Genomic DNA, 20480 nt, shown 5'->3' with positions numbered 1-20480 from the left:
GCGGTTTCTCGATTAAAGGACGTAGTTGCAAGCGCAATACGTTTGGGACTGTACGGAGGTCGACTTGGACAAGAACATGAAAATCCTCATCGTTGACGATTTCTCGACGATGCGACGGATCATCAAGAACCTCTTGCGGGACTTGGGTTTCACCAACACCGCAGAAGCCGATGACGGCACGTCGGCGCTGCCGATGCTGCAGAGCGGCAGCTTCGACTTTCTGGTGACCGACTGGAACATGCCCGGCATGACCGGTATCGACTTGCTGCGCGCCGTTCGCGCCGACGAGCGTCTCAAGCACCTGCCGGTGCTGATGGTGACCGCCGAAGCCAAGCGCGACCAGATCATCGAGGCGGCTCAGGCCGGCGTGAATGGCTACGTGGTCAAACCCTTCACCGCCCAGGTGCTGAAGGAAAAGATCGAGAAGATCTTCGAGCGAGTCAACGGCTGATGTCGGCCGCGAGGGTGCTATGGAACATGATGACTCCACGATGGGTGACCTCGAGTCGACCCTGAAAAACAACGCCCGTGACCTGGTCGATAGCCTCGAACAAGGCAATTTCGGCGCCGCGGTGCAACTGATCAACGAACTCAACAAGGTCCGTGATCGCGGGCTCTATCACGAGGTCGGCAAGCTGACCCGTGAGCTGCACAACGCCATCGTCAACTTTCAGATCGACCCGCGCATGCCGCATGCGCAGGAACTGTCGCAGATCGCCGATGCGACCGAACGCCTGAACTACGTCGTTACCCAGACCGAGAGGGCGGCCAACCGCACCATGGACCTGGTGGAGCAGAGCGCTCCGCTGGTCAATGACCTGAGCGATGAGGCGCAGAGCCTGAGCGCCGAATGGGGCCGTTTCATGCGTCGCGAGATGGGCGCCGAAGGGTTCCGCGAGCTGGCCAAGCGCGTCGAGCTGTTCCTGGCGCGCAGCGAGCGTGACGGCGCCAAACTGTCCAATCACCTCAACGACATTCTGCTGGCGCAGGACTATCAGGACCTCACCGGGCAGGTGATCAAGCGGGTCACCCAGCTGGTGACCGAGGTGGAAGGCAACCTGCTCAAGCTGATGCTGATGGCCAGCCAGGTCGACCGTTTTGCCGGCATTCAGCATGACCACGAAGCGTTGCGTGCCGAACAGGAAAAAATAAAAGAGCCATCGCGGGGTGAAGGTCCGCAGATTCATGCCGATAAGCGTGATGACGTTGCCTCCAGTCAGGACGATGTCGACGACCTGCTGTCCAGCCTAGGGTTCTAAGGAGCACACAATATGAGCTTCGGCGCCGATGAAGAGATCCTCCAGGACTTCCTGGTAGAGGCCGGCGAGATTCTCGAACAGTTGTCCGAGCAGTTGGTCGAGCTGGAAAGCCGGCCGGACGACATGAACCTGCTCAACGCCATCTTTCGCGGTTTCCATACCGTCAAGGGCGGAGCGGGCTTCCTCCAGCTCAACGAGCTGGTGGAGTGCTGCCACATAGCCGAGAACGTGTTCGACATCCTGCGCAAGGGTGAGCGTCGCGTCGACTCGGAGCTGATGGACGTGGTGCTCGAGGCTCTTGATGCAGTCAACGGCATGTTCGGCGAGGTGCGCGAGCGCCGCGAGCCGACGCCTGCCACGCCGGAACTGCTGGCCGCGCTGGCGCGCCTGGCTGAACCGGCTGGTGCCGAGCCGGCGCCTGCGCCGGTCGTGGCAGCCGCGCCGGAACCCGAGCCGGAGCCTGAGCCGGTTGCGGCTGCTGCGGCATCCGGCGACATCACCGACAGCGAGTTCGAACAGCTGCTCGACGCCCTGGGCGATGCCCCGGCCGTGGAAGCGGCGGCGCCTGCCAGTGACGACATCACCGACGACGAGTTCGAGTCGCTGCTCGACCAGTTGCATGGCAAGGGGCAGTTCAGTGGTCCGGTCGAGACGCCTGCCAGCACCGCCAGTGCTGCCGCACCGGCGCCGGCGCCTGCCAGTGACGACATCACCGACGATGAATTCGAGGCGTTGCTCGACCAGCTGCACGGCAAGGGGCAGTTCTCCGGCCCGGCCGAAACCGCCGCGCCAGCCGTCGCTGCCAGCGAACCGCTGGCGCCTGCCGGTGATGACATCACCGACGACGAGTTCGAGTCGCTGCTCGATCAGTTGCACGGCAAGGGCAAGTTCGTGCCGCCGAGTGAGCCGGCTGCTCCCGCTCCGGCAGCGAAACCGGCTGCACCTGTAGCCAAGCCCGCCGCAGCGGCCAAAGCTGCTGCACCTGCTGCGCCCGCCAAGTCGGCCGCTCCGGCCAAGGCCGAGCCCGCTGCTGGCCGCGCCGCAGCCGCGCCGGCACCTGCTGGCGACAAGGCACCGGCGGCGAGCGAGGCGGAAACCACCGTACGCGTCGACACCGCGCGCCTCGACGAGATCATGAACATGGTCGGCGAGCTGGTGCTGGTGCGTAACCGCCTGGTGCGCCTGGGCCTCAACAGCGGCGACGAGGCGATGTCCAAGGCGGTGTCGAATCTCGACGTGGTCACTGCGGACCTGCAGACCTCGGTGATGAAGACCCGCATGCAGCCGATCAAGAAGGTGTTCGGCCGCTTCCCGCGTCTGGTCCGCGATCTGGCGCGCAACCTGAAGAAAGAGATCAACCTCGAGCTGGTGGGCGAAGAGACCGACCTCGACAAGAACCTCGTCGAGGCCCTGGCCGACCCGCTGGTGCACTTGGTGCGCAACGCCGTCGACCATGGCGTGGAAACGCCGGAGGAGCGCGAGAAGGCGGGCAAGGCCCGTGCCGGTCGCGTGGTGCTGTCCGCCGAGCAGGAAGGGGATCACATCCTGCTGTCGATCACCGACGACGGCAAGGGCATGGATGCCGACGTGCTGCGCGCCAAGGCCGTGGAAAAGGGCCTGCTGGACAAGGACGCGGCGGATCGCCTGAACGAGTTCGAATGCTACAACCTGATCTTCGCCCCAGGCTTCTCGACCAAGACCGAGATTTCCGACGTGTCCGGCCGTGGTGTCGGCATGGATGTGGTCAAGACCAAGATCACCCAGCTCAACGGCACGGTGAACGTGTTCTCGCAGAAGGGCCAGGGCTCGAAGATCATCATCAAGGTGCCGCTGACCCTGGCGATCATGCCCACGCTGATGGTGATGCTGGAAAACCAGGCATTCGCCTTCCCGCTGGTCAACGTCAACGAGATCTTCCACCTCGACCTGTCGCGTACCAACGTGGTCGATGGCCAGGAAGTGGTGATCGTGCGTGACAAGGCGCTGCCACTGTTCTATCTCAAGCGTTGGCTGGTACCGCAGGCCTTCCAGGAGGAGCAGCGCGAAGGTCACGTGGTGATCCTCACCGTGGGCAGCCAGCGCATCGGTTTTGTCGTCGATCAATTGGTGGGTCAGGAAGAAGTGGTAATCAAGCCACTGGGCAAGATGCTGCAGGGCACTCCGGGCATGTCCGGGGCGACCATCACCGGCGACGGTCGCATCGCGCTGATTCTCGACGTACCGAGCATGCTCAAGCGCTACGCTCGGCGTTTCTGATGGTTTTGCGGCACGGGCCGAAGCCCGTGCCGTCTAGGAGTGTTTATGACTGTCAAGGTCTTGGTGGTGGACGATTCCGGCTTCTTCCGCCGGCGTGTTTCGGAAATTCTGTCTGCCGATTCCAGTATTCAGGTGGTAGGGACGGCCACCAACGGACGTGAAGCCATCGATCAGGCATTGGCGCTCAAGCCCGATGTGATCACCATGGATTACGAGATGCCGATGATGGACGGCATCACCGCGGTGAGGAACATCATGCAGCGCTGCCCGACGCCGGTGCTGATGTTCTCCTCGCTCACCCACGAGGGCGCCCGTGTCACGCTCGACGCGCTGGACGCCGGTGCCGTGGACTTCCTGCCGAAGAACTTCGAGGACATCTCGCGCAACCCCGAGAAGGTCAAGCAGATGCTGTGCGAGAAGGTGCACAGCATTGCGCGCAGTAACCGCCGTTTCAGTTCGGCCGCGGTGGCTCCGGCGCCGACAGCGGCCAGTCCGACGGCAGCGCCGGTTAGTCGCCCGGCCGCACCGGCCCGGCCCGCTGTGGCCAGCCCGGCTGCGCGCAGCGCAGCGCCGTCCAGCAGCGCCTCGGCAGCACCCAAGCGCAAGGCCTACAAGCTGGTGGCCATCGGCACCTCGACCGGCGGCCCGGTGGCCCTGCAGCGGGTTCTGACCCAGTTGCCTGGCAATTTTCCGGCGCCTCTGGTGCTGATCCAGCACATGCCGGCGGCGTTCACCAAGGCCTTTGCCGAGCGTCTGGACAAGCTGTGCCGGATCCAGGTCAAGGAAGCCGAGGATGGCGACGTGCTGCGCCCCGGGCTGGCACTGCTGGCGCCGGGCGGCAAGCAGATGATGGTCGATTCGCGCGGCGTGGTGAAAATCCTCCCGGGTGACGAGCGTCTGAACTACAAGCCCTGTGTCGACATTACCTTCGGCTCCGCCGCCAAGTCCTATGGCGACAAGGTGCTGGCGGTGGTGCTGACCGGCATGGGCGCGGACGGCCGCGAGGGCGCGCGTCTGCTCAAGCAGGGCGGCAGCCAGGTGTGGGCACAGGACGAGGCCAGTTGCGTGATCTATGGCATGCCCATGGCCGTGGTGAAAGCCAATCTGGCCGATGCCGTCTATGGCCTGGATGACATCGGTCGTCACCTGACCGAGGCCTGCCAGTGACCAACGCTAATGCGGATGCCTGCCAATGGATGTACTGAGCCTCATCGGCGTCATTCTGGCGTTCGTGGCGATACTCGGCGGCAACTACCTCGAGGGTGGCAATGCCGGCGCGCTGCTCAACGGGCCGGCTGCATTGATCGTGCTGGGTGGCACCGTGGGCGCTGCTTTCCTGCAGACGCCGGTGACCGTGTTCAAGCGTTCGATGGTCGTCGTGCGCTGGATCTTCTTTCCGCCGCGTATCGACCTGGTTGGCGGCATCAACCGGGTCGTCGGCTGGAGCATGGTGGCGCGCAAGGAAGGCCTGCTGGGGCTGGAGGCTGTCGCCGACGCCGAGCCTGACCCGTACGCGCGCAAGGGCCTGCAGCTGCTGGTCGACGGCGCCGAGCCGGAGTCGATCCGCAGCATCCTCGAGGTCGACCTCTACACCCAGGAAGCACGTGACATCCAGGCTGCCAAGGTGTTCGAGAGCATGGGCGGCTACGCGCCGACCATCGGCATCATCGGCGCGGTGATGGGGCTGATCCACGTGATGGGCAACCTGGCCGATCCGAGCATGCTCGGCAGCGGCATTGCCGTGGCGTTCGTCGCCACCATCTACGGCGTGGGTTTTGCCAACCTGCTGCTGTTGCCGGCCGGCAACAAGCTCAAATCCATCGCGCTGCGTCAGTCGCGTTACCGCGAGATGCTGCTCGAGGGCATCCTGTCCATCGCCGAGGGTGAGAATCCGCGTTCCATCGAGCTGAAGCTGCAAGGCTTCATGGACTGATGGGGGGATGGCAGCATGGCGCGCAGGCGGCACCAGGAAGAACACGAGAATCATGAGCGTTGGCTGGTCTCTTACGCCGACTTCATCACCCTGCTGTTCGCCTTTTTCGTGGTGATGTATTCGATTTCGTCGATCAACGAAGGCAAGTACAAGATTCTCTCCGAGTCGCTGACGGGAGTGTTCAATCAGCCGGATCGTTCGATCAAGCCGATCCCGGTGGGTGAAGAAAGGCCGCGTACCAGCGAGCCTGACGACACCACGCACGACGATCCCAGCTCCGATTCCACCCTGCAGAGTATCGCCTCGAGCGTGCGCGAAGTGTTCGGCGAGCTGATCCAGAGCGATCAGCTGACGGTGCGGGGCAACGAGATGTGGATCGAGATCGAACTCAGTTCCAGTCTGCTGTTCCCAAGTGGAGACGCCATCCCGAACAACCAGGCGTTTTCCATCATCGAGAAGGTCGCCAAGATTCTGGCGCCCTATCAGAACCCGGTCAAGGTGGAGGGCTTCACCGACAACCTGCCGATCCAGACCGCTCAGTACCCGACCAACTGGGAGTTGTCGTCGGCACGGGCGTCGAGCATCGTGCGTATGCTGGCCATGGATGGTGTCGACCCTTCGCGCCTGGCGGCGGTAGGCTACGGCGAGTTTCAGCCGATAGCGGACAACGCCTCGGCGGAGGGCAGGGCGCGCAATCGCCGGGTGGTGCTGGTGATTTCGCGCAATCTCGATACCCGTCGCGGTGCAGGCAGTACCTCGACTCGACAGTCCGGCGCTGGCACGCAACCTGCACCGGCGTCTGCGTCGGGGGTTCCGCAATCGTGACCTGTCAAATCCCAGTCGCCTGCCGCGTGCAGGTGACAGCCATTCTCGGCCTGAGCGCTGCGTGCCGGGAGGATGAGAGAAAATGAAAGTCTGGGCAGTAGCCAATCAGAAAGGTGGTGTCGGCAAGACCACTACGTCCATCGCCCTGGCAGGCCTCCTGGCCGATGCGGGCAAACGTGTGGTGGTGGTCGACCTCGACCCGCATGGGTCGATGACCAGTTATTTCGGGCATGACCCGGATACCCTGGAGCACAGCTGCTTCGACCTGTTCCTGCATCAGGGCAACGTGCCCCAGGGCCTGCCGAAGCAACTGCTGCATGGCACCAGCCACGAGAACATCTCGCTGCTGCCGTCGAGCACCGCACTGGCCACCCTGGAGCGCCAGTCTCCGGGGCAGAGCGGCCTGGGCCTGGTGATCGCCAAGAGCCTGGCGCAGCTGTGGGAGGATTTCGACCACGCGATCATCGACAGCCCGCCACTGCTTGGCGTGCTGATGGTCAACGCCCTGGCGGCCAGCCAGCAGCTGGTGATCCCGGTGCAGACCGAGTTCCTCGCGGTCAAGGGGCTCGAGCGGATGATCAGCACGCTGACCATGATCAACCGTTCGCGCAAGCAGGCGCTGCCTTACACCATCGTGCCGACCCTGTTCGATCGCCGTACCCAGGCATCGATGAGCACGTTGCGCGTTCTGCGCAATACTTACCCCGAGCACCTCTGGCCAGCCTACATTCCGGTCGACACGCGCCTGCGCGATGCCAGCCGGGCCGGACGCACCCCGTCGCAGTTCGACGCGGGCAGCCGTGGCGTGATTGCCTATCGTGCCCTGCTCAAGCATCTGCTCAGCCACCAGCCAGCGGCGCAGGTGGCCTGAGATGAACGCTTGTGTTGAACTGCGCCACTCAAGTCGGAGCAGGCTGCAGCCGATAGACTGTAAAGATATCGTTTCGGGTTCCAGTCATGAGTCGTAACCTCGCCACCGCCACGCGTTCCCAGTTGGCCCTGCAGTCCTATCTCGACGGGCTGTTGCAGGAGGCTGTTGCCGAGCTGGAAGAGTCCGTCAGCCTCGACGAGTTCGAGGCCGCGGTGCTCGAGGAACAGGTGCGTGATGCGCGTCTGCTCGAACCCGTGAGCGTGATTGCCGTGGCCGAGGCGCCCGCGCCTGCTCCGGTGCAGGCAGCGGTGCTGGTGGAAGCGCCGCCCGTGGAGTTGCGGGTGCCGGTGCCGGCGCCAGTCATCGATGAGGCGCCTCCCGCCCTCGATCTCGATCTGGAGGTCGCGGCGCAACCGGCCGGGCTGCTGGCAGATGGTCGTCCGGCCTGGGCAGAAGAGCCGTTCGAGTGCCTGCTGTTCGACGTCGCCGGGCTGACGCTCGCCGTGCCGCTGATCTGCCTGGGCTCCATCTACCCGCTGGAGGGGCAGGAGCTGACGCCGTTGTTCGGCCAGCCGGACTGGTTTCTCGGTATCCTGCCGAGCCAGGCCGGTAACCTGAAGGTGCTGGACACCGCGCGCTGGGTGATGCCGGACCGCTACCGCGAGGACTTCCGCGAGGGCCTGCAGTACGTGATTTCGGTGCAGGGCTACGAGTGGGGGCTTGCCGTTCACCAGGTCAGCCGCTCGATTCGCCTGGACCCCAGCGAGGTCAAATGGCGCAGCCAGCGCACCCAGCGGCCATGGCTGGCCGGTACGGTGATCGAGCATATGTGCGCGCTGCTGGACGTCGCGGCACTGGCCGAATTGATCGCCAGCGGTGGCGCCAAACGGCTGAACGGTGGAAAACTGCATTGATAATTGGTGAGTTCGTGGTCACGGGCTCTATAGTTGAATGACAAGCGGGCTGACCCGCGAACGCCGCACTGGGCGGTTTCTGACGAGGCTAGGGACATGAAGAAAAGTTCTGCACAAGGTGCCGAAGATCCGATTCTGCAGTGGGTGACCTTTCGCCTGGACAACGAGACCTATGGCATCAACGTGATGCAGGTGCAGGAAGTCCTGCGCTACACCGAGATCGCTCCGGTCCCGGGTGCACCGAGTTACGTGCTGGGCATCATCAACCTGCGCGGCAACGTGGTGACCGTGATCGATACCCGCCAGCGCTTCGGCCTGGGGTCGGCGCCGGTGACCGACAACACCCGTATCGTCATCATCGAGGCGGACAAGCAGGTCGTCGGCATTCTCGTCGACAGCGTGGCCGAAGTGGTCTACCTGCGTCAGTCCGAGATAGAGACTGCGCCGAACGTCGGTAACGATGAATCGGCCAAGTTCATCCAGGGCGTCTGCAACAAGAACGGCGAGCTGCTGATCCTGGTCGAGCTGGACAAGCTGATGTCCGAGGAAGAGTGGTCGGAGCTGGAGAGCATCTGAGCCATGTCCGAGTTTGCCATGCTCGCTGCGGCCCTGGCCTTCTTGGCGCTGGTCTGCGTGGCACTGGGCATCGTCTGCAACGGCCTGCATCGCAACCAGCAGCGCCTGCTCGCCGAGCAGGCCAAGCGCGATGCACTGCGTGATGCGCGGATCAAGGAGCTCGGCAAGCGGCTCGATGCCTACCTGACCGGCAGCATTCGCATGGGCGAAGAGCTGCACGAGCTGCGCCGCGTGGTGGCGCCGCTGCCGGACAAGGTCAGTCAGATCGAGCAGCGCGACCCCAGCAGCCTGTCCTTCACCCAGGCTGCACGCCTGGTCGGCATGGGTGCCAGCGTCGACGACCTGACCCAGTCCTGCGGGCTGAGCAAGGCGGAAGCCGAACTGATCAGCCGCCTGCACAAGCCCAGGGCGGGGCAGCCGCAATAGCTGTCACTGATAGTCGGCAGCGTTCTTAGCAGGTCCACGGGCCTGCCCAATCAGTCCTAGCGCCTGTTTCATCCCATCTAAGCTGAAAGAAGGTTCTCGTGCGGCATTCGGAGGGGGATGATCATGCGTCGTCTGCTCGTTCTGCTCGCCAGCTGCTTGCTCTGCCAGCCGCTGATGGCTCAGGAAGCGCCTTTGCAGGTGTCCGGCGCCATCACCGTCAACGTCATGCAGGCCAAGCACCTGCATGACCATGGCGCGCTGTTCATCGATGTACGCCCGGCGCGCGAGTGGGGCTGGGGGCATGTGCAGGGCGCCGTGCACCTGGACCTGCACGGCCGTTTTCCCGGCCTCGCCGAGGCAGCCCTGCCGCGCGAGACGCCCCTGGTGATCTACTGCGACAGCGAGGTGTGCGCGCAGAGCGCCGTGGCCGTCGAGCAGGCGGTGCGCTGGGGCTACACCCGGGTGTTCTATTTCCGTGGTGGCTACTTCGTCTGGCAGCTGTTCGACCTGCCCAGCAGCAAGGAGGCCGCCGACCAGCGTCTGGCGGTCAGTTCGCCGGCCCCTTGAGCAGGGGCAGCGGTGGCGTGACGTCGCGTTCGGCATCCGGGTCGAAGCCTGCGGGTGTCTTGCCCTGCAGGTACCAGGCGAAGGCGATGATCTCGGCGATGCAGCGATACAGCGTCTCGGGAATGGCGTCCCCCAGCTCCAGGCGCGCGAGCAGGCGCACCAGTTCGGCATTCTCGTAGATCGGCACTTCGTATTCGCGGGCGATGGCGAGTATGGCTTCGGCCAGCTCGTCGTCACCCTTGGCGCTGAGCACGGGGGCGCTCTGCCCGTCGTAGTTGAGGGCGATCGCCTGGCGCGGCTCGGGCTGTGTCTTGCGGCTCATGCGGTTTCATCCACCCAGCGTTGTTCCAGCGAGGTTTTCGGGCCTTGTGGCGGCATGCCCTGACTGCAGGCCAGTTCGCCGACCTCCAGGCCGGCGGCCTGCAGGCGCTCACGCAGATGGCCAAGTTCGGCGTTGATCAGCTGGGTGGTGTCGGCGCGTTCGGCCCACAGCTGGCTGGACAGGCTGCCGCGCAGCAACTGGGCGCGTACCTGCAGCGGGCCGAGGTGCTCCAGCTCGAACGCCAGCTCGACCTTCCACAGTGTGTCCTTCTGCTCGGCTTTCTCCGCCTTGCCGCTGTCCTCGCGCTGCAACTTGACCTGCAAGGGGATCACCTCCTGCTGGTGGCGCATGGGCAGCTCCAGCTGCCAGGTGGTGACCAGGTTGCCGTTGGCGTCCACCTGGGTCTGCGCCAGGCTCGACAGCTGGTGCGTCTGCAGCCGCGATACGGCGGCAGCGGCGAGCTTCAACAGGGTTTCCAGATCGGCCTCGCCGTCCATGTTCTGCAGCAGGCGCGAGGGCAGGGGGAAGGTCAGCGCCTGCTGGCGTGCGGAGCCGCCGGTGGCGTTCACGCCAAGCAGCTGTCGGGCCAACGTGGGCAGGTTCTGGTTGAGGGCGTTCTGCAGGCCGGCAAGCGTGCCTGCGCCGCCTGGCAACTGCGGCATGAGCTGGGCGATCAGGCGCAGCAGGTTGGCCTTGAGATCCTGGGGCAGGGCGGCGGTCTGGCCTTGCAGCAGCTTGGCTTCAAGCAGTACGCCGCTGCTTTCCAGTGCCTGTGCCAGGCCCTTGGCGGTGCTCAGCTGACTGCTGTCGGGGAGGGCGCCGAGCAGTTTGTCGATGCTGCCACGCAAGGCGTCGTCCCCGGCGCTGAGGTTCTGCAGGCCTTTGAACAGGCCTTCCAGGGACGCCTGGCGGTTCTGCTGCGCGGCCAGCTGCTGGCCCAGTACCAGCTGGTCCAGGCGGCCGCTCAGCGGCAGGAAGGCCAGATTCTGGCTGCCCTGTACCTGAGCGCTGAGCAGGCTGCCGAGGGGCAGCTCCAGCGGGCTGTCCAGGGCCAGCTGGCTGCCAGCCAGCGGTGTGTTGAGCAGGTTCACCAGCAGGCGATAGACCGGCTGGGCGTTCTGCGTCGGCAGCGCGTCGCGGCTGACGACCTTGCCCTGCACCAGCGTGCCCAGGGGCAGCTGCTGCAGGTCCAGGCTGGTCAGCGGTTTGTCGCCGCCGGCCTGCAGCGCCAGGGCCAGGCGGGTGTCCGACAGCGCCGTCACCAGCAGCGCGCTGCCCTGCGCCAGTGGCCGCGGGCTTTCCGCCTGCAGGGTGGTCTGCTTGCCGCCATCGAGCGTCAGCTTGAGCAGCAGCTGGAAGCTCTGCGCCTGTTCACGGATGGCGACCACCTCGGCCTTGGCGCTTTCGCCTGCGGCCAGCATGCCCTCCAGTGGCTGCAGCAGGCGCACGGCCAGGTCAGCGGCCGTCACCGTGCTGCGAATCACCGGTGGCGAGGAGGGAAGCGGACGTGGGCTGCTGATTTCGCTCATCTGGGCTCTTGGTCGAAAGTCTGTTAACAACCTGTCGAAAATGCTGACTGCGGGGACAGTGATGCGACATGTATAATGCCGCCCCGTTCCGCACCGTACTTCCGGCTCGCGTCAGTATAGCGGCCTGGACTCTGCCTACTTTAACCCTGCCAGGTATCGATGACCCGTACCGTTCCCTTTCTCGAAGCCGTAGCGCTCAGCTGTGAGCGGGATTGGCGCATGTTGTTCGAGCATCTGGATTTCGCCCTGCAGGCCGGGGACATGCTGCAGATCAGCGGCCCCAACGGCAGCGGCAAGACCAGCCTGCTGCGCCTGCTGGCCGGCCTGCGGCAGCCGACGGCGGGCGACATCCTGTTGCAGGGGCGGGCGCTGGCGCAGCAACGCAGCGAACTGGCGCATGACCTGCTGTGGATCGGCCACGCGGCCGGTATCAAGGGCCTGCTGACTGCCGAGGAGAACCTGGCCTGGCTGTGCGCCCTGCATCGTGCGGCCGACCGCGAGGCGATCTGGCAGGCGCTGGAGGCGGTAGGCCTGCGTGGTTTCGAGGACGTGCCCTGCCACACCCTGTCCGCCGGGCAGCAGCGCCGCGTCGCCCTGGCCCGGCTGTATCTGCCCGACACGCCGCCGCTGTGGGTGCTCGACGAGCCGTTCACCGCCCTGGACAAGCATGGCGTGGCGCAACTGGAGGCACATCTGGCGCGCCACTGCGAGCAGGGCGGCGTGGTGGTGCTGACCACTCACCACAGCCTCGCGCACAAGCCGGCCACCTACCGCGAACTCGATCTGGGGCAACACGCCGCATGAGCAACGTCTTCACGCAACTGCTCAGCCGCGAGATGCGCCTGCTGGCCCGTCGCCCATCCGACCTGGCCAACCCGCTGGTGTTCTTCGCCATCGTCATCGCCCTGTTCCCCCTGGCGGTCGGGCCGGAGACGCAATTGTTGCAAACCCTTTCTCCCGGCCTGCTCTGGGTAGCGGCGCTACTGGCCGTGCTGCTCTCGCTGGACGGGCTGTTCCGCAGTGATTTCGAGGACGGCTCGCTGGAGCAGTGGGTCCTTTCGTCGCACCCCCTGCCTCTTCTGGTGTTGGCCAAGGTGCTGGCACACTGGCTGTTTAGCGGCCTGGCGCTGGTGTTGCTGGCGCCCCTGCTGGCCCTGATGCTCGGTTTGCCCGGGCGCTGCCTGCCGGTCCTGCTGCTGTCGTTGTTGCTCGGCACGCCGGTGCTGAGCCTGCTCGGCGCGGTGGGCGCAGCCCTCACCGTAGGTCTCAAGCGCGGCGGGTTGTTGCTGGCGCTGCTGATTCTGCCGCTGTACATCCCGGTGCTGATTCTCGGTAGCGGGGCTCTGCAGGCGGCCTTGCAAGGATTGCCGGCTGGCGGCCACCTGTTGTGGCTGGCCAGCCTCACTGCCCTGGCGGTGACGCTGACACCTTTTGCAATTGCCGCTGGCCTGACCATCAGCGTCGGCGAATAAGAACGAACCGTGATGCGTAGCCCGGATACAGTCCGGGCCACGTTACAGATGATGAGTCGACTGAATGAACTGGACGTGGTTTCACAAGTGGGGTTCGCCCAAGTGGTTCTATGAGATGAGCGGCCGCTGGCTGCCCTGGCTGAGCGTCGCGGCGCTGCTGCTGATCGCCGTCGGCCTGGTCTGGGGCCTGGCCTTCGCGCCGCCGGACTACCAGCAGGGCAACAGCTTCCGCATCATCTACATCCACGTTCCTGCGGCCTTCCTGGCCCAGTCCATCTACGTCATGCTGGCCGTCGCCGGCCTGGTCGGGCTGGTCTGGAAGATGAAGCTGGCCGATGTCGCCTTGCAACAGGCCGCGCCGGTCGGCGCTTGGATGACGGCGATCGCGCTGGTCACCGGCGCCATCTGGGGCAAGCCGACCTGGGGCACCTACTGGGTCTGGGACGCGCGCCTGACGTCGATGCTGATCCTGCTGTTCCTCTACTTCGGCGTCATCGCCCTGGGCAACGCCATCAGCAACCGCGACAGCGCCGCCAAGGCCTGCGCCGTGCTGGCCATCGTCGGCGTGGTCAACATTCCGATCATCAAGTACTCGGTCGAGTGGTGGAACTCGCTGCACCAGAGCGCGACCTTCAAGATCACCGAGAAACCGGCGATGCCGGTCGAGATGTGGCTGCCGTTGCTGCTCGCGGTGCTGGGTTTCTACTGTTTCTTCGGCGCCGTGCTGCTCTATCGCATGCGCCTGGAAGTGCTCAAACGCGAGGCCCGCAGCAGTTGGGTCAAGGCTGAAGTGCAGGCGCTGGTGGAGGGCAAGGCATGAGTTTCGCGTCGTTCTCCGAGTTTCTCGCCATGGGCACCCATGGCGCCTACGTCTGGAGCGCCTATGGCATCAGCCTGGTCGTCCTGGCGTTGAATGTGGTGCTGCCGATCCTGGCACGCCGCCGTTATCTGCAAGACGAGGCGCGCCGTTTGCGCCGGGAGAAGTCGAAGTGAATCCGGTTCGCAAGAAACGCCTGTACATCGTCCTGGCCATTCTCTGTGGCGTCAGCATCGCCGTTGCCCTGGCACTGAGCGCGCTGCAGCAGAACATCAACCTGTTCTACACGCCGACGCAGATCGCGGCCGGCGAGGCGCCGGTCGATACCCGCATCCGCGCCGGTGGTCTGGTGGAAGAGGGCTCGGTGAAGCGTTCGGCGGATTCGCTGCAAGTGGACTTCGTCGTCACTGACGGCGCTCACGGCGTGACCATTCGCTACCACGGCATCCTGCCGGACCTGTTCCGTGAAGGGCAGGGCATCGTCGCCCTGGGTCGGGTCAACGAAGACGGCGTGCTGGTGGCTGACGAGGTGCTGGCCAAGCACGACGAGAACTACATGCCGCCTGAAGTCATGCAGGCGCTGGAAAAGAGCGGGATGATGCAGAAACACGATGAGGCCAAGGCCGCCAAACAGGGCTATCAGCAGGAGCGTGCGCAATGATCCCCGAGCTCGGCCATCTGGCGATGATCCTGGCGCTGTGCCTGTGCCTGGTGCAGGCGACGCTGCCGCTGATCGGCGCCTGGCGCGGTGACCACCAGTGGATGAGCCTGGCGCAGCCGGCTGCCTGGGGGCAGTTCGCCTTCCTGCTGTTCTCCTTCCTGTGCCTGACCTACGCCTTCATGGTCGACGACTTCTCCGTCGCCTACGTCGCCAGCAACTCCAACACCGCGCTGCCCTGGTACTACAAGTTCAGTGCCGTATGGGGCGCTCACGAGGGTTCCCTGCTGCTGTGGGCGCTGATCCTCGCTGGCTGGACCTTCGCCGTATCGATCTTCTCGCGGCATCTGCCGGAGGAGATGCTCGCCCGCGTGCTGGCCGTGATGGGCATGATCAGTGTCGGCTTCCTGCTGTTCCTGATCATCACCTCCAACCCCTTCGAGCGCCTGCTGCCGAACGCACCGATCGACGGCCGCGACCTCAACCCGTTGCTGCAGGACTTCGGCCTGATCGTGCATCCGCCGATGCTGTACATGGGCTACGTCGGTTTCTCGGTGGCCTTCGCCTTCGCCATCGCCGCGCTGCTCGGCGGCAAGCTGGACGCGGCCTGGGCACGCTGGTCGCGGCCCTGGACCATCGTTGCCTGGGCCTTCCTCGGCATCGGCATCGCCCTCGGTAGCTGGTGGGCCTACTACGAACTGGGCTGGGGCGGCTGGTGGTTCTGGGACCCGGTGGAGAACGCCTCCTTCATGCCCTGGCTGGTGGGCACCGCGCTGATCCACTCGCTGGCGGTGACCGAGAAACGTGGCGTATTCAAGAGCTGGACGGTGCTGCTGGCCATCGCGGCCTTCTCCCTGAGCCTGCTGGGGACCTTCCTGGTGCGCTCCGGTGTGCTGACCTCGGTGCACGCCTTCGCCACCGACCCGGAGCGGGGCGTGTTCATCCTCGCCTTCCTGCTGGTGGTGGTCGGCGGATCGCTGGCGCTGTTCGCCGTGCGCGCGCCGGTGGTCAAGAGCCAGGTCGGCTTCGGCCTGTGGTCGCGCGAGACGCTGCTGCTGGTCAACAACATCGTGCTGGTGGTGTCCGCCGCGATGATCCTGCTCGGTACGCTGTACCCGCTGGTGCTCGATGCCCTGACCGGCGCCAAGCTGTCGGTCGGCCCGCCGTATTTCAACGCGCTGTTCCTGCCCCTGATGGCGCTGCTGATGGCGGTGATCAGCGTCGGCGTGCTGGTGCGCTGGAAGGATACGCCGCTGAAGTGGCTGGGCAGCATGCTGACCCCGGTGCTGGTGGCCAGCGTGGTGCTGGCGGCCATTGCCACCTTCGTCCACGGCGATTTCCACTGGGCGGTGCTGGCTGTGTGCGTGCTGGCCTTCTGGGTGATCCTCGCGGGGGTGCGCGACATCCTCGACAAGACCCGCCACAAGGGCCTGCTCAAGGGCCTGCCGAGCCTGGGCCGCAGCTACTGGGGCATGCAGCTGGCGCATTTCGGTTTCGCCGTATGCGCCCTCGGTGTGGTGCTGACCAGCCTGGGCAGCTACGAGCGCGACCTGCGCATGGCGCCGGGTGACTCGGTGGAGCTGGCCGGCTATCGCTTCCAGTTCGATGGTGCGGTGCATCATGAGGGCCCGAACTTCATCTCCGACAAGGGCACGGTGCGCGTCTTCGACGGCGAGCGCGAGGTCAAGGTGCTGTATCCCGAGAAGCGTCTGTACACCGTGCAGCAGGCGACCATGACCGAGGCCGGCATCGATGCCGGGTTCACCCGTGACCTCTTCGTCGCCCTCGGCGAGCCTCTGGAGCAGGGCGCCTGGGCCGTTCGCGTGCACATCAAGCCGTTCGTGCGCTGGATCTGGCTGGGCGGCCTGCTGATGGCCTTCGGCGGCTTGCTGGCTGCCGCGGACAAACGCTACCGGATCAAGGTGCGCACCCGCGTGCGCGAGGTACTGGGTCTGCAGGAGGCCAGCGCATGAAACGTCTACTGATGCTGTTGCCGCTGCTGGCATTCCTGGCGATTGCCGTGTTCCTCTATCGTGGCCTGTTCCTCGATCCGTCGGAATTGCCCTCGGCGCTGATCGGCAAGCCGTTCCCGGCCTTCAGCCTGCCGTCGCTGGAGGACCCCGAACGCGCCATCAGCGAGGCCGACATCAAGGGCAAGCCGGCCCTGGTCAACGTCTGGGCCACCTGGTGTCCGTCGTGCCGCCACGAGCATCCGGTGCTGAACAAGCTGGCCGAGGCCGGTGTGGTGATCCACGGGGTGAACTACAAGGATCAGCGCGAGCCCGCACAGAAGTGGCTGCGCGAACTGCACAACCCCTATCAGCTCAACATCGAAGATGCCAAGGGCAGCCTGGGCTTCGACCTCGGCGTGTACGGCGCGCCGGAAACCTTCTTCGTCGATGCCAAGGGCATCATTCGCCACAAGTACGTCGGCACCATCGACGAGCGCGTGTGGCGCGAGCAACTGGCACCGATCTATCAGCAACTCGTCGATGAGGCCCGGCCATGAAGCGTCTGTTGCTTGCTGCCGGCCTGGCATTGGGCCTGGTGGCCGTGGCCCATGCGGCCATCGATACCTACGAATTCGCCAGCGAGGCGGAGCGTCAGCGCTACCGCACCCTGGTGGAAGAGCTGCGTTGTCCGAAGTGCCAGAACCAGAATATCGCCGACTCCAACGCGCCGATTGCCATGGACCTGCGCGACGAGGTCTACCAGATGGTCGAGGCGGGCAAGACGGACGCACAGATCATCGACTTCCTGGTCGCCCGCTATGGCGACTTCGTGCTCTACAACCCCCCCGTGACCAGCCGCACCTTGCTGCTCTGGTACGGCCCGGCCGGGTTACTGTTGATCGGCTTCGTGGTGCTCTGCGTGATCGTGCTGCGCCGCCGTGGCCAGCAGAAGGACCGTGCCGACGCAGGCCTCTCCGTTGATGAGCAGGCGCGACTCGCCGCGCTGCTCGACCAAGCTTCTCAGGACAAGAAAGACCGATGATCGATTTCTGGTTGCCCGCCGGGCTGCTGTTGCTGACTGCCCTGGCGTTTCTGCTCATTCCTGTGCTGCGCATCCGCAAGCTGCAGGCCGAAGAAGACCGCACCGCGCTCAACGTCACCCTGTACCAGGAGCGCCTGCAGGAGCTGGAATCCCAGCGCCAGGCAGGTGTGCTCGACGACGCGCAACTCGAGGCCGGCCGTGCCGAAGCTGCCCGCGAATTGCTGGACGACACCGAGGGCGTGCAGCGCCGCAGCAGTGTGCTGGGCGGCAAGATTCCGCTGTTCGCCGCCTTGCTGGTGCCCGTGCTGGGTGTCGGCCTGTACCTGCACTGGGGCGCCATCGACGAGCTCGAGCAGACGCGCCTGCTGGCGGCCCAGCAGCCGCAGAGCATCGAGGAAATGACCGCGCGCCTGGAGCAGGCGGTCAAGGAGCAGCCGCAGTCCGCCGAGGCCTGGTACTTCCTCGGACGTACCTACATGGCGCAGGAGCGTGCAGGCGACGCCGCCAAGGCGTTCGAACAGGCGGTGAACCTGGCCGGGCGTGCGCCGGAGCTGCTTGGTCAGTGGGCGCAGGCGCTGTACTTCGCCGAAGGCAAGCAATGGAGCGAGCGTCTGCAGGCGCTCACCGACGAGGCGCTCAAGGGCGATCCGCAGGAGGTGACCAGCCTGGGTCTGCTGGGCATCGCGGCCTACGAAAGCCAGCGCTATGCGGATGCCGTGCGCTACTGGGAGCGCCTGGTCGCGGTGCTGCCGGAGCAGGACCCGTCGCGTGCCGCCATCGTCGGTGGTATCGAGCGGGCTCGCGAGCAGATGGGCGATGCCGGGCAGGCCAGTGCTGTCGCCGAACCGGGTGCCAAGGTGCATGCGCTGGAGGTCAGCGTATCGTTGTCGCCCGAGGTGCAGAAGAACGTGCAGCCGGATGATGCCGTGTTCGTCTTCGCCCGTGCCCTCAGCGGTCCGCCGATGCCGCTGGCGGTCAAACGCCTGAAGGTCTCCGACCTGCCGGCCCGGATCAGCCTTTCGGATGTCGACGCGATGATGCCGGAACTGAAGATCTCCCGGTTCGATCAGGTACAGCTGGTGGCCCGCGTATCCCGCGCCGGCAATGCCACCCAGGGCGAGTGGACGGGCCAGGTCGGCCCGGTGGCCAACACCGCACGTGAGACCCAGACGCTGTTGATCGACAGCCGCGAAGGGCAGGTGCAATGAAGCGCCTGGTGCTGGCGGCATTGTTCGGATTCGGCCTGAGCGGCTGCGTGCTGCAGCAGCCGAACACACCGATCGACGATCTGCCGCCGGTCCAGCAGCCCTCGCATCCGCGTTATGCGCCGCCGCCTGGGGTGAAGAGCCACTGGAGCCCGGCGCTGGGGGTCTACGTGGTCGAAGGCGCGCGGGACCTGTACTACCGTGAGCGCGTCTTCTATCGCTTCGACGGTGGCTGGAGCTGGTCGCCCCGCGTGGCCGGTCCCTGGCAGGCGACCGACAGCAGTGGCATTCCGCCCGGGCTGTTCCGCCACTATCAGAACCGCTGATCAGGCGGTCCCCGCATATGAAAACGGCGCCCGCAGGCGCCGTTTTTCGTTTGTGCGAGCCGGGATCAGTGCGCCCAGATCAGCCCTACCAGCAGGTAGCAGATCAGCGTCACCAGCACCACGCCGAACAGATTGAGGGCGAAGCCCGCCTTGATCATCGACTGGATCTTCATGTGCCCGGTGCCGAACACGATGGCGTTGGGTGGCGTCGCCACCGGCATCATGAAGGCGCAGCTGGCGGCGATGGCGGCGGGAATCGCCAGCAGTTCCGCCGGCATCCCCTGGGACACGGCGAGGGCGCCGAGCAGCGGCAGGAAGGCGGCGGCGGTCGCGGTGTTGGAGGTCACCTCGGTGAGGAAGATGATCACCAGGACCACCACGCCGATCATCGCGATCACCGGCAGGGCGCCCAGCGCCCCCAGGCTCTGCGCGATCCACTCGGCCAGGCCGGTGCTGCGAATCACGCTGGCCAGCGACAGGCCGCCGCCGAACAGCAGCAGCACGCCCCAGGGCAGCTTGCTGGCGCTTTCCCAGTTCATCAGGAACACGCGCTTGCGGGTGTCCACCGGGATGATGAACAGGGCCATGGCGGCTGCGATGGCGATGCTGGTGTCGTTGACACCGGGTAACTTGTCGGCGATCAGCGGCTGGAACACCCAGGCCAGGGCGGTGAGCACGAACACCAGGGCCACCAGCTTCTCGCCACGACTCAGTGGGCCGAGTTCGGCCAGCTCGCTGCGGATCAGCTGCGAGCTGTCGTGGCCGGCCAGCTTGAAGCCACCACGGGTCAGCCACCACCAGGTGAGCACCAGCATCACGAACGCCACGGGCAGGCCCAGCAGCATCCATTGGCCGAAGCCGATCTGCACGTCGTAGTTCTCGTCCAGGAAGGCCGCCAGCAACGCGTTCGGCGGCGTGCCGATCAGCGTAGCGATGCCGCCGATACTGGCGGCGTAGGCGATGGCCAGCAGCAGTGCGGTGGCGAAGCGCTCGCGCTCGGCGCCACCGGAGTCCTGTTCGCCGGCAAGCATGGCCACCACCGACAGGCCGATGGGCAGCATCATGATGGTCGTGGCGGTGTTGCTCACCCACATGCTGAGGAAGGCGGTGGCCAGCATGAAGCCGGCGATCTGCCGGCTCGGCTTGCTGCCCACGGCCAGCAGCGTCATCAGCGCGATGCGCTTGTGCAGGTTCCAGCGTTCCATGGCCAGGCCGAGGATGAAACCGCCGAGGAACAGGTAGATGGTCGGGTTGGCGTAGGGCGCGCTGGCGGCGTTGAGGCTGTCGATGCCCAGCGCCGGGATCAGCAGGATCGGCAGCAGCGACGTGGCCGGGATCGGGATGGCCTCGGTGGACCACCAGGTCGCCATCAGCAGGGTCAGGCCGATGGTGGCCCAGGCGGCACTGGAGAGTCCGGCAGGCGGTTCCGTGAGCAGGCAGGCGAGCAGCAGCAGTGGCCCGAGAATCAGGCCAATCCACGCCGCCTTGGCAGGCGCCGTGGTTTCATTGGTGGTAACGGCCATGGCGCTT

24 protein-coding genes are annotated in these 20480 nt (G+C 65.5%); 21 read left to right on the top strand and 3 right to left on the bottom strand.

The features are described from left to right. Nucleotides 1-76 precede the first annotated feature (76 nt). From E4487_RS16030 to E4487_RS15980, 11 genes are all read left to right on the top strand, one after another. A complete protein-coding gene (locus E4487_RS16030; RefSeq protein WP_169968482.1) occupies nucleotides 77-451 on the top strand; it encodes a chemotaxis response regulator CheY in 375 nt (124 codons plus the stop codon). A 19-nt stretch (nucleotides 452-470) separates the two neighbouring features. Continuing rightward, the gene (locus tag E4487_RS16025) at nucleotides 471-1259 is read left to right on the top strand and encodes a protein phosphatase CheZ (RefSeq protein ID WP_037050467.1); all 789 of its coding nucleotides are present in this window, start codon (nucleotides 471-473) and stop codon (nucleotides 1257-1259) included. A gap of 12 nt (nucleotides 1260-1271) precedes the next feature. Continuing rightward, nucleotides 1272-3515 (top strand): chemotaxis protein CheA, encoded by a 2244-nt coding sequence (locus tag E4487_RS16020; protein WP_175253831.1) that lies wholly within the window; start codon nucleotides 1272-1274, stop codon nucleotides 3513-3515. A 45-nt stretch (nucleotides 3516-3560) separates the two neighbouring features. Then, nucleotides 3561-4682 (top strand): chemotaxis response regulator protein-glutamate methylesterase, encoded by a 1122-nt coding sequence (locus tag E4487_RS16015; protein WP_037050471.1) that lies wholly within the window; start codon nucleotides 3561-3563, stop codon nucleotides 4680-4682. Nucleotides 4683-4707: 25 nt separating this feature from the next. Further along, nucleotides 4708-5448, top strand: coding sequence for a flagellar motor protein (locus E4487_RS16010; protein ID WP_037050473.1), 741 nt, complete (start codon nucleotides 4708-4710; stop codon nucleotides 5446-5448). Nucleotides 5449-5463: 15 nt separating this feature from the next. Next, nucleotides 5464-6273 carry a flagellar motor protein MotD gene (motD, locus tag E4487_RS16005; protein ID WP_037050475.1) on the top strand — a complete coding sequence of 270 codons (810 nt, stop codon included), beginning with the start codon at nucleotides 5464-5466 and terminating at the stop codon, nucleotides 6271-6273. An 82-nt stretch (nucleotides 6274-6355) separates the two neighbouring features. Beyond that, nucleotides 6356-7144 carry a ParA family protein gene (locus E4487_RS16000; protein ID WP_037050478.1) on the top strand — a complete coding sequence of 263 codons (789 nt, stop codon included), beginning with the start codon at nucleotides 6356-6358 and terminating at the stop codon, nucleotides 7142-7144. Nucleotides 7145-7230: 86 nt separating this feature from the next. Further along, a complete protein-coding gene (locus tag E4487_RS15995; RefSeq protein WP_175253830.1) occupies nucleotides 7231-8058 on the top strand; it encodes a CheW domain-containing protein in 828 nt (275 codons plus the stop codon). Nucleotides 8059-8154: 96 nt separating this feature from the next. Beyond that, a complete protein-coding gene (locus E4487_RS15990; RefSeq protein ID WP_037050483.1) occupies nucleotides 8155-8634 on the top strand; it encodes a chemotaxis protein CheW in 480 nt (159 codons plus the stop codon). 3 nt (nucleotides 8635-8637) lie between these two features. Next, on the top strand, nucleotides 8638-9060 hold the full coding sequence (locus E4487_RS15985) for a DUF2802 domain-containing protein (RefSeq protein ID WP_037050486.1): 423 nt from the start codon (nucleotides 8638-8640) through the stop codon (nucleotides 9058-9060). Between the two features lie 123 nt (nucleotides 9061-9183). Continuing rightward, nucleotides 9184-9627, top strand: coding sequence for a rhodanese-like domain-containing protein (locus tag E4487_RS15980; protein WP_175253829.1), 444 nt, complete (start codon nucleotides 9184-9186; stop codon nucleotides 9625-9627). On the opposite strand, the gene E4487_RS15975 is transcribed toward E4487_RS15980, so the two are convergent. Next, entirely contained in the window at nucleotides 9608-9949 is a 342-nt protein-coding gene (locus tag E4487_RS15975) for an EscU/YscU/HrcU family type III secretion system export apparatus switch protein (RefSeq protein WP_037050489.1), read from the bottom strand. The two genes, E4487_RS15980 and E4487_RS15975, sit on opposite strands and share 20 nt — an antisense overlap. Further along, a complete protein-coding gene (locus E4487_RS15970; RefSeq protein WP_175253828.1) occupies nucleotides 9946-11478 on the bottom strand; it encodes a flagellar hook-length control protein FliK in 1533 nt (510 codons plus the stop codon). Before E4487_RS15970 ends, E4487_RS15975 begins: the two co-directional genes overlap by 4 nt. Nucleotides 11479-11637: 159 nt before the next feature. On the opposite strand from E4487_RS15970, the gene ccmA reads away from it, so the two are divergent. The 10 genes from ccmA (at nucleotide 11638) to E4487_RS15920 (ending at nucleotide 18950) form a co-directional block, all read left to right on the top strand. After that, a complete protein-coding gene (gene ccmA / locus E4487_RS15965; RefSeq protein WP_134675541.1) occupies nucleotides 11638-12282 on the top strand; it encodes a cytochrome c biogenesis heme-transporting ATPase CcmA in 645 nt (214 codons plus the stop codon). After that, the gene (gene ccmB / locus E4487_RS15960) at nucleotides 12279-12950 is read left to right on the top strand and encodes a heme exporter protein CcmB (protein WP_037050495.1); all 672 of its coding nucleotides are present in this window, start codon (nucleotides 12279-12281) and stop codon (nucleotides 12948-12950) included. Before ccmA ends, ccmB begins: the two co-directional genes overlap by 4 nt. 64 nt (nucleotides 12951-13014) lie before the next feature. Then, nucleotides 13015-13770, top strand: a complete 756-nt coding sequence (locus E4487_RS15955; RefSeq protein WP_037050497.1) for a heme ABC transporter permease — start codon at nucleotides 13015-13017, stop codon at nucleotides 13768-13770. Next, nucleotides 13767-13943, top strand: a complete 177-nt coding sequence (ccmD, locus tag E4487_RS15950; protein WP_037050499.1) for a heme exporter protein CcmD — start codon at nucleotides 13767-13769, stop codon at nucleotides 13941-13943. Before E4487_RS15955 ends, ccmD begins: the two co-directional genes overlap by 4 nt. Beyond that, a complete protein-coding gene (ccmE, locus tag E4487_RS15945) occupies nucleotides 13940-14428 on the top strand; it encodes a cytochrome c maturation protein CcmE (protein ID WP_037050501.1) in 489 nt (162 codons plus the stop codon). Before ccmD ends, ccmE begins: the two co-directional genes overlap by 4 nt. Continuing rightward, a complete protein-coding gene (locus E4487_RS15940) occupies nucleotides 14425-16398 on the top strand; it encodes a heme lyase CcmF/NrfE family subunit (RefSeq protein WP_037050502.1) in 1974 nt (657 codons plus the stop codon). Before ccmE ends, E4487_RS15940 begins: the two co-directional genes overlap by 4 nt. Next, complete coding sequence (locus E4487_RS15935) at nucleotides 16395-16934, top strand: DsbE family thiol:disulfide interchange protein (protein ID WP_037050505.1); 540 nt, start codon at nucleotides 16395-16397, stop codon at nucleotides 16932-16934. The genes E4487_RS15940 and E4487_RS15935 overlap by 4 nt, the downstream gene beginning before the upstream one ends. Then, a complete protein-coding gene (locus E4487_RS15930; protein ID WP_175253827.1) occupies nucleotides 16931-17419 on the top strand; it encodes a cytochrome c-type biogenesis protein in 489 nt (162 codons plus the stop codon). Before E4487_RS15935 ends, E4487_RS15930 begins: the two co-directional genes overlap by 4 nt. After that, nucleotides 17416-18627, top strand: coding sequence for a c-type cytochrome biogenesis protein CcmI (ccmI, locus tag E4487_RS15925; protein ID WP_175253826.1), 1212 nt, complete (start codon nucleotides 17416-17418; stop codon nucleotides 18625-18627). The genes E4487_RS15930 and ccmI overlap by 4 nt, the downstream gene beginning before the upstream one ends. Then, nucleotides 18624-18950, top strand: a complete 327-nt coding sequence (locus E4487_RS15920; protein WP_037050511.1) for a hypothetical protein — start codon at nucleotides 18624-18626, stop codon at nucleotides 18948-18950. Before ccmI ends, E4487_RS15920 begins: the two co-directional genes overlap by 4 nt. Nucleotides 18951-19015: 65 nt before the next feature. Here E4487_RS15920 and E4487_RS15915 read toward each other — a convergent pair whose 3' ends face one another. Beyond that, nucleotides 19016-20473: a DASS family sodium-coupled anion symporter gene (locus E4487_RS15915; protein WP_175253825.1), complete on the bottom strand. Its 1458-nt coding sequence runs from the start codon at nucleotides 20471-20473 to the stop codon at nucleotides 19016-19018. Nucleotides 20474-20480 lie beyond the last annotated feature (7 nt).

This window comes from Pseudomonas sp. BMW13 (genome assembly GCF_013357275.1).
Lineage (GTDB): Bacteria > Pseudomonadota > Gammaproteobacteria > Pseudomonadales > Pseudomonadaceae > Aquipseudomonas > Aquipseudomonas khazarica.
The sequence above is the reverse complement of the archived record's forward strand: the minus strand, read 5'-3'. Positions and strand labels throughout refer to the sequence as shown.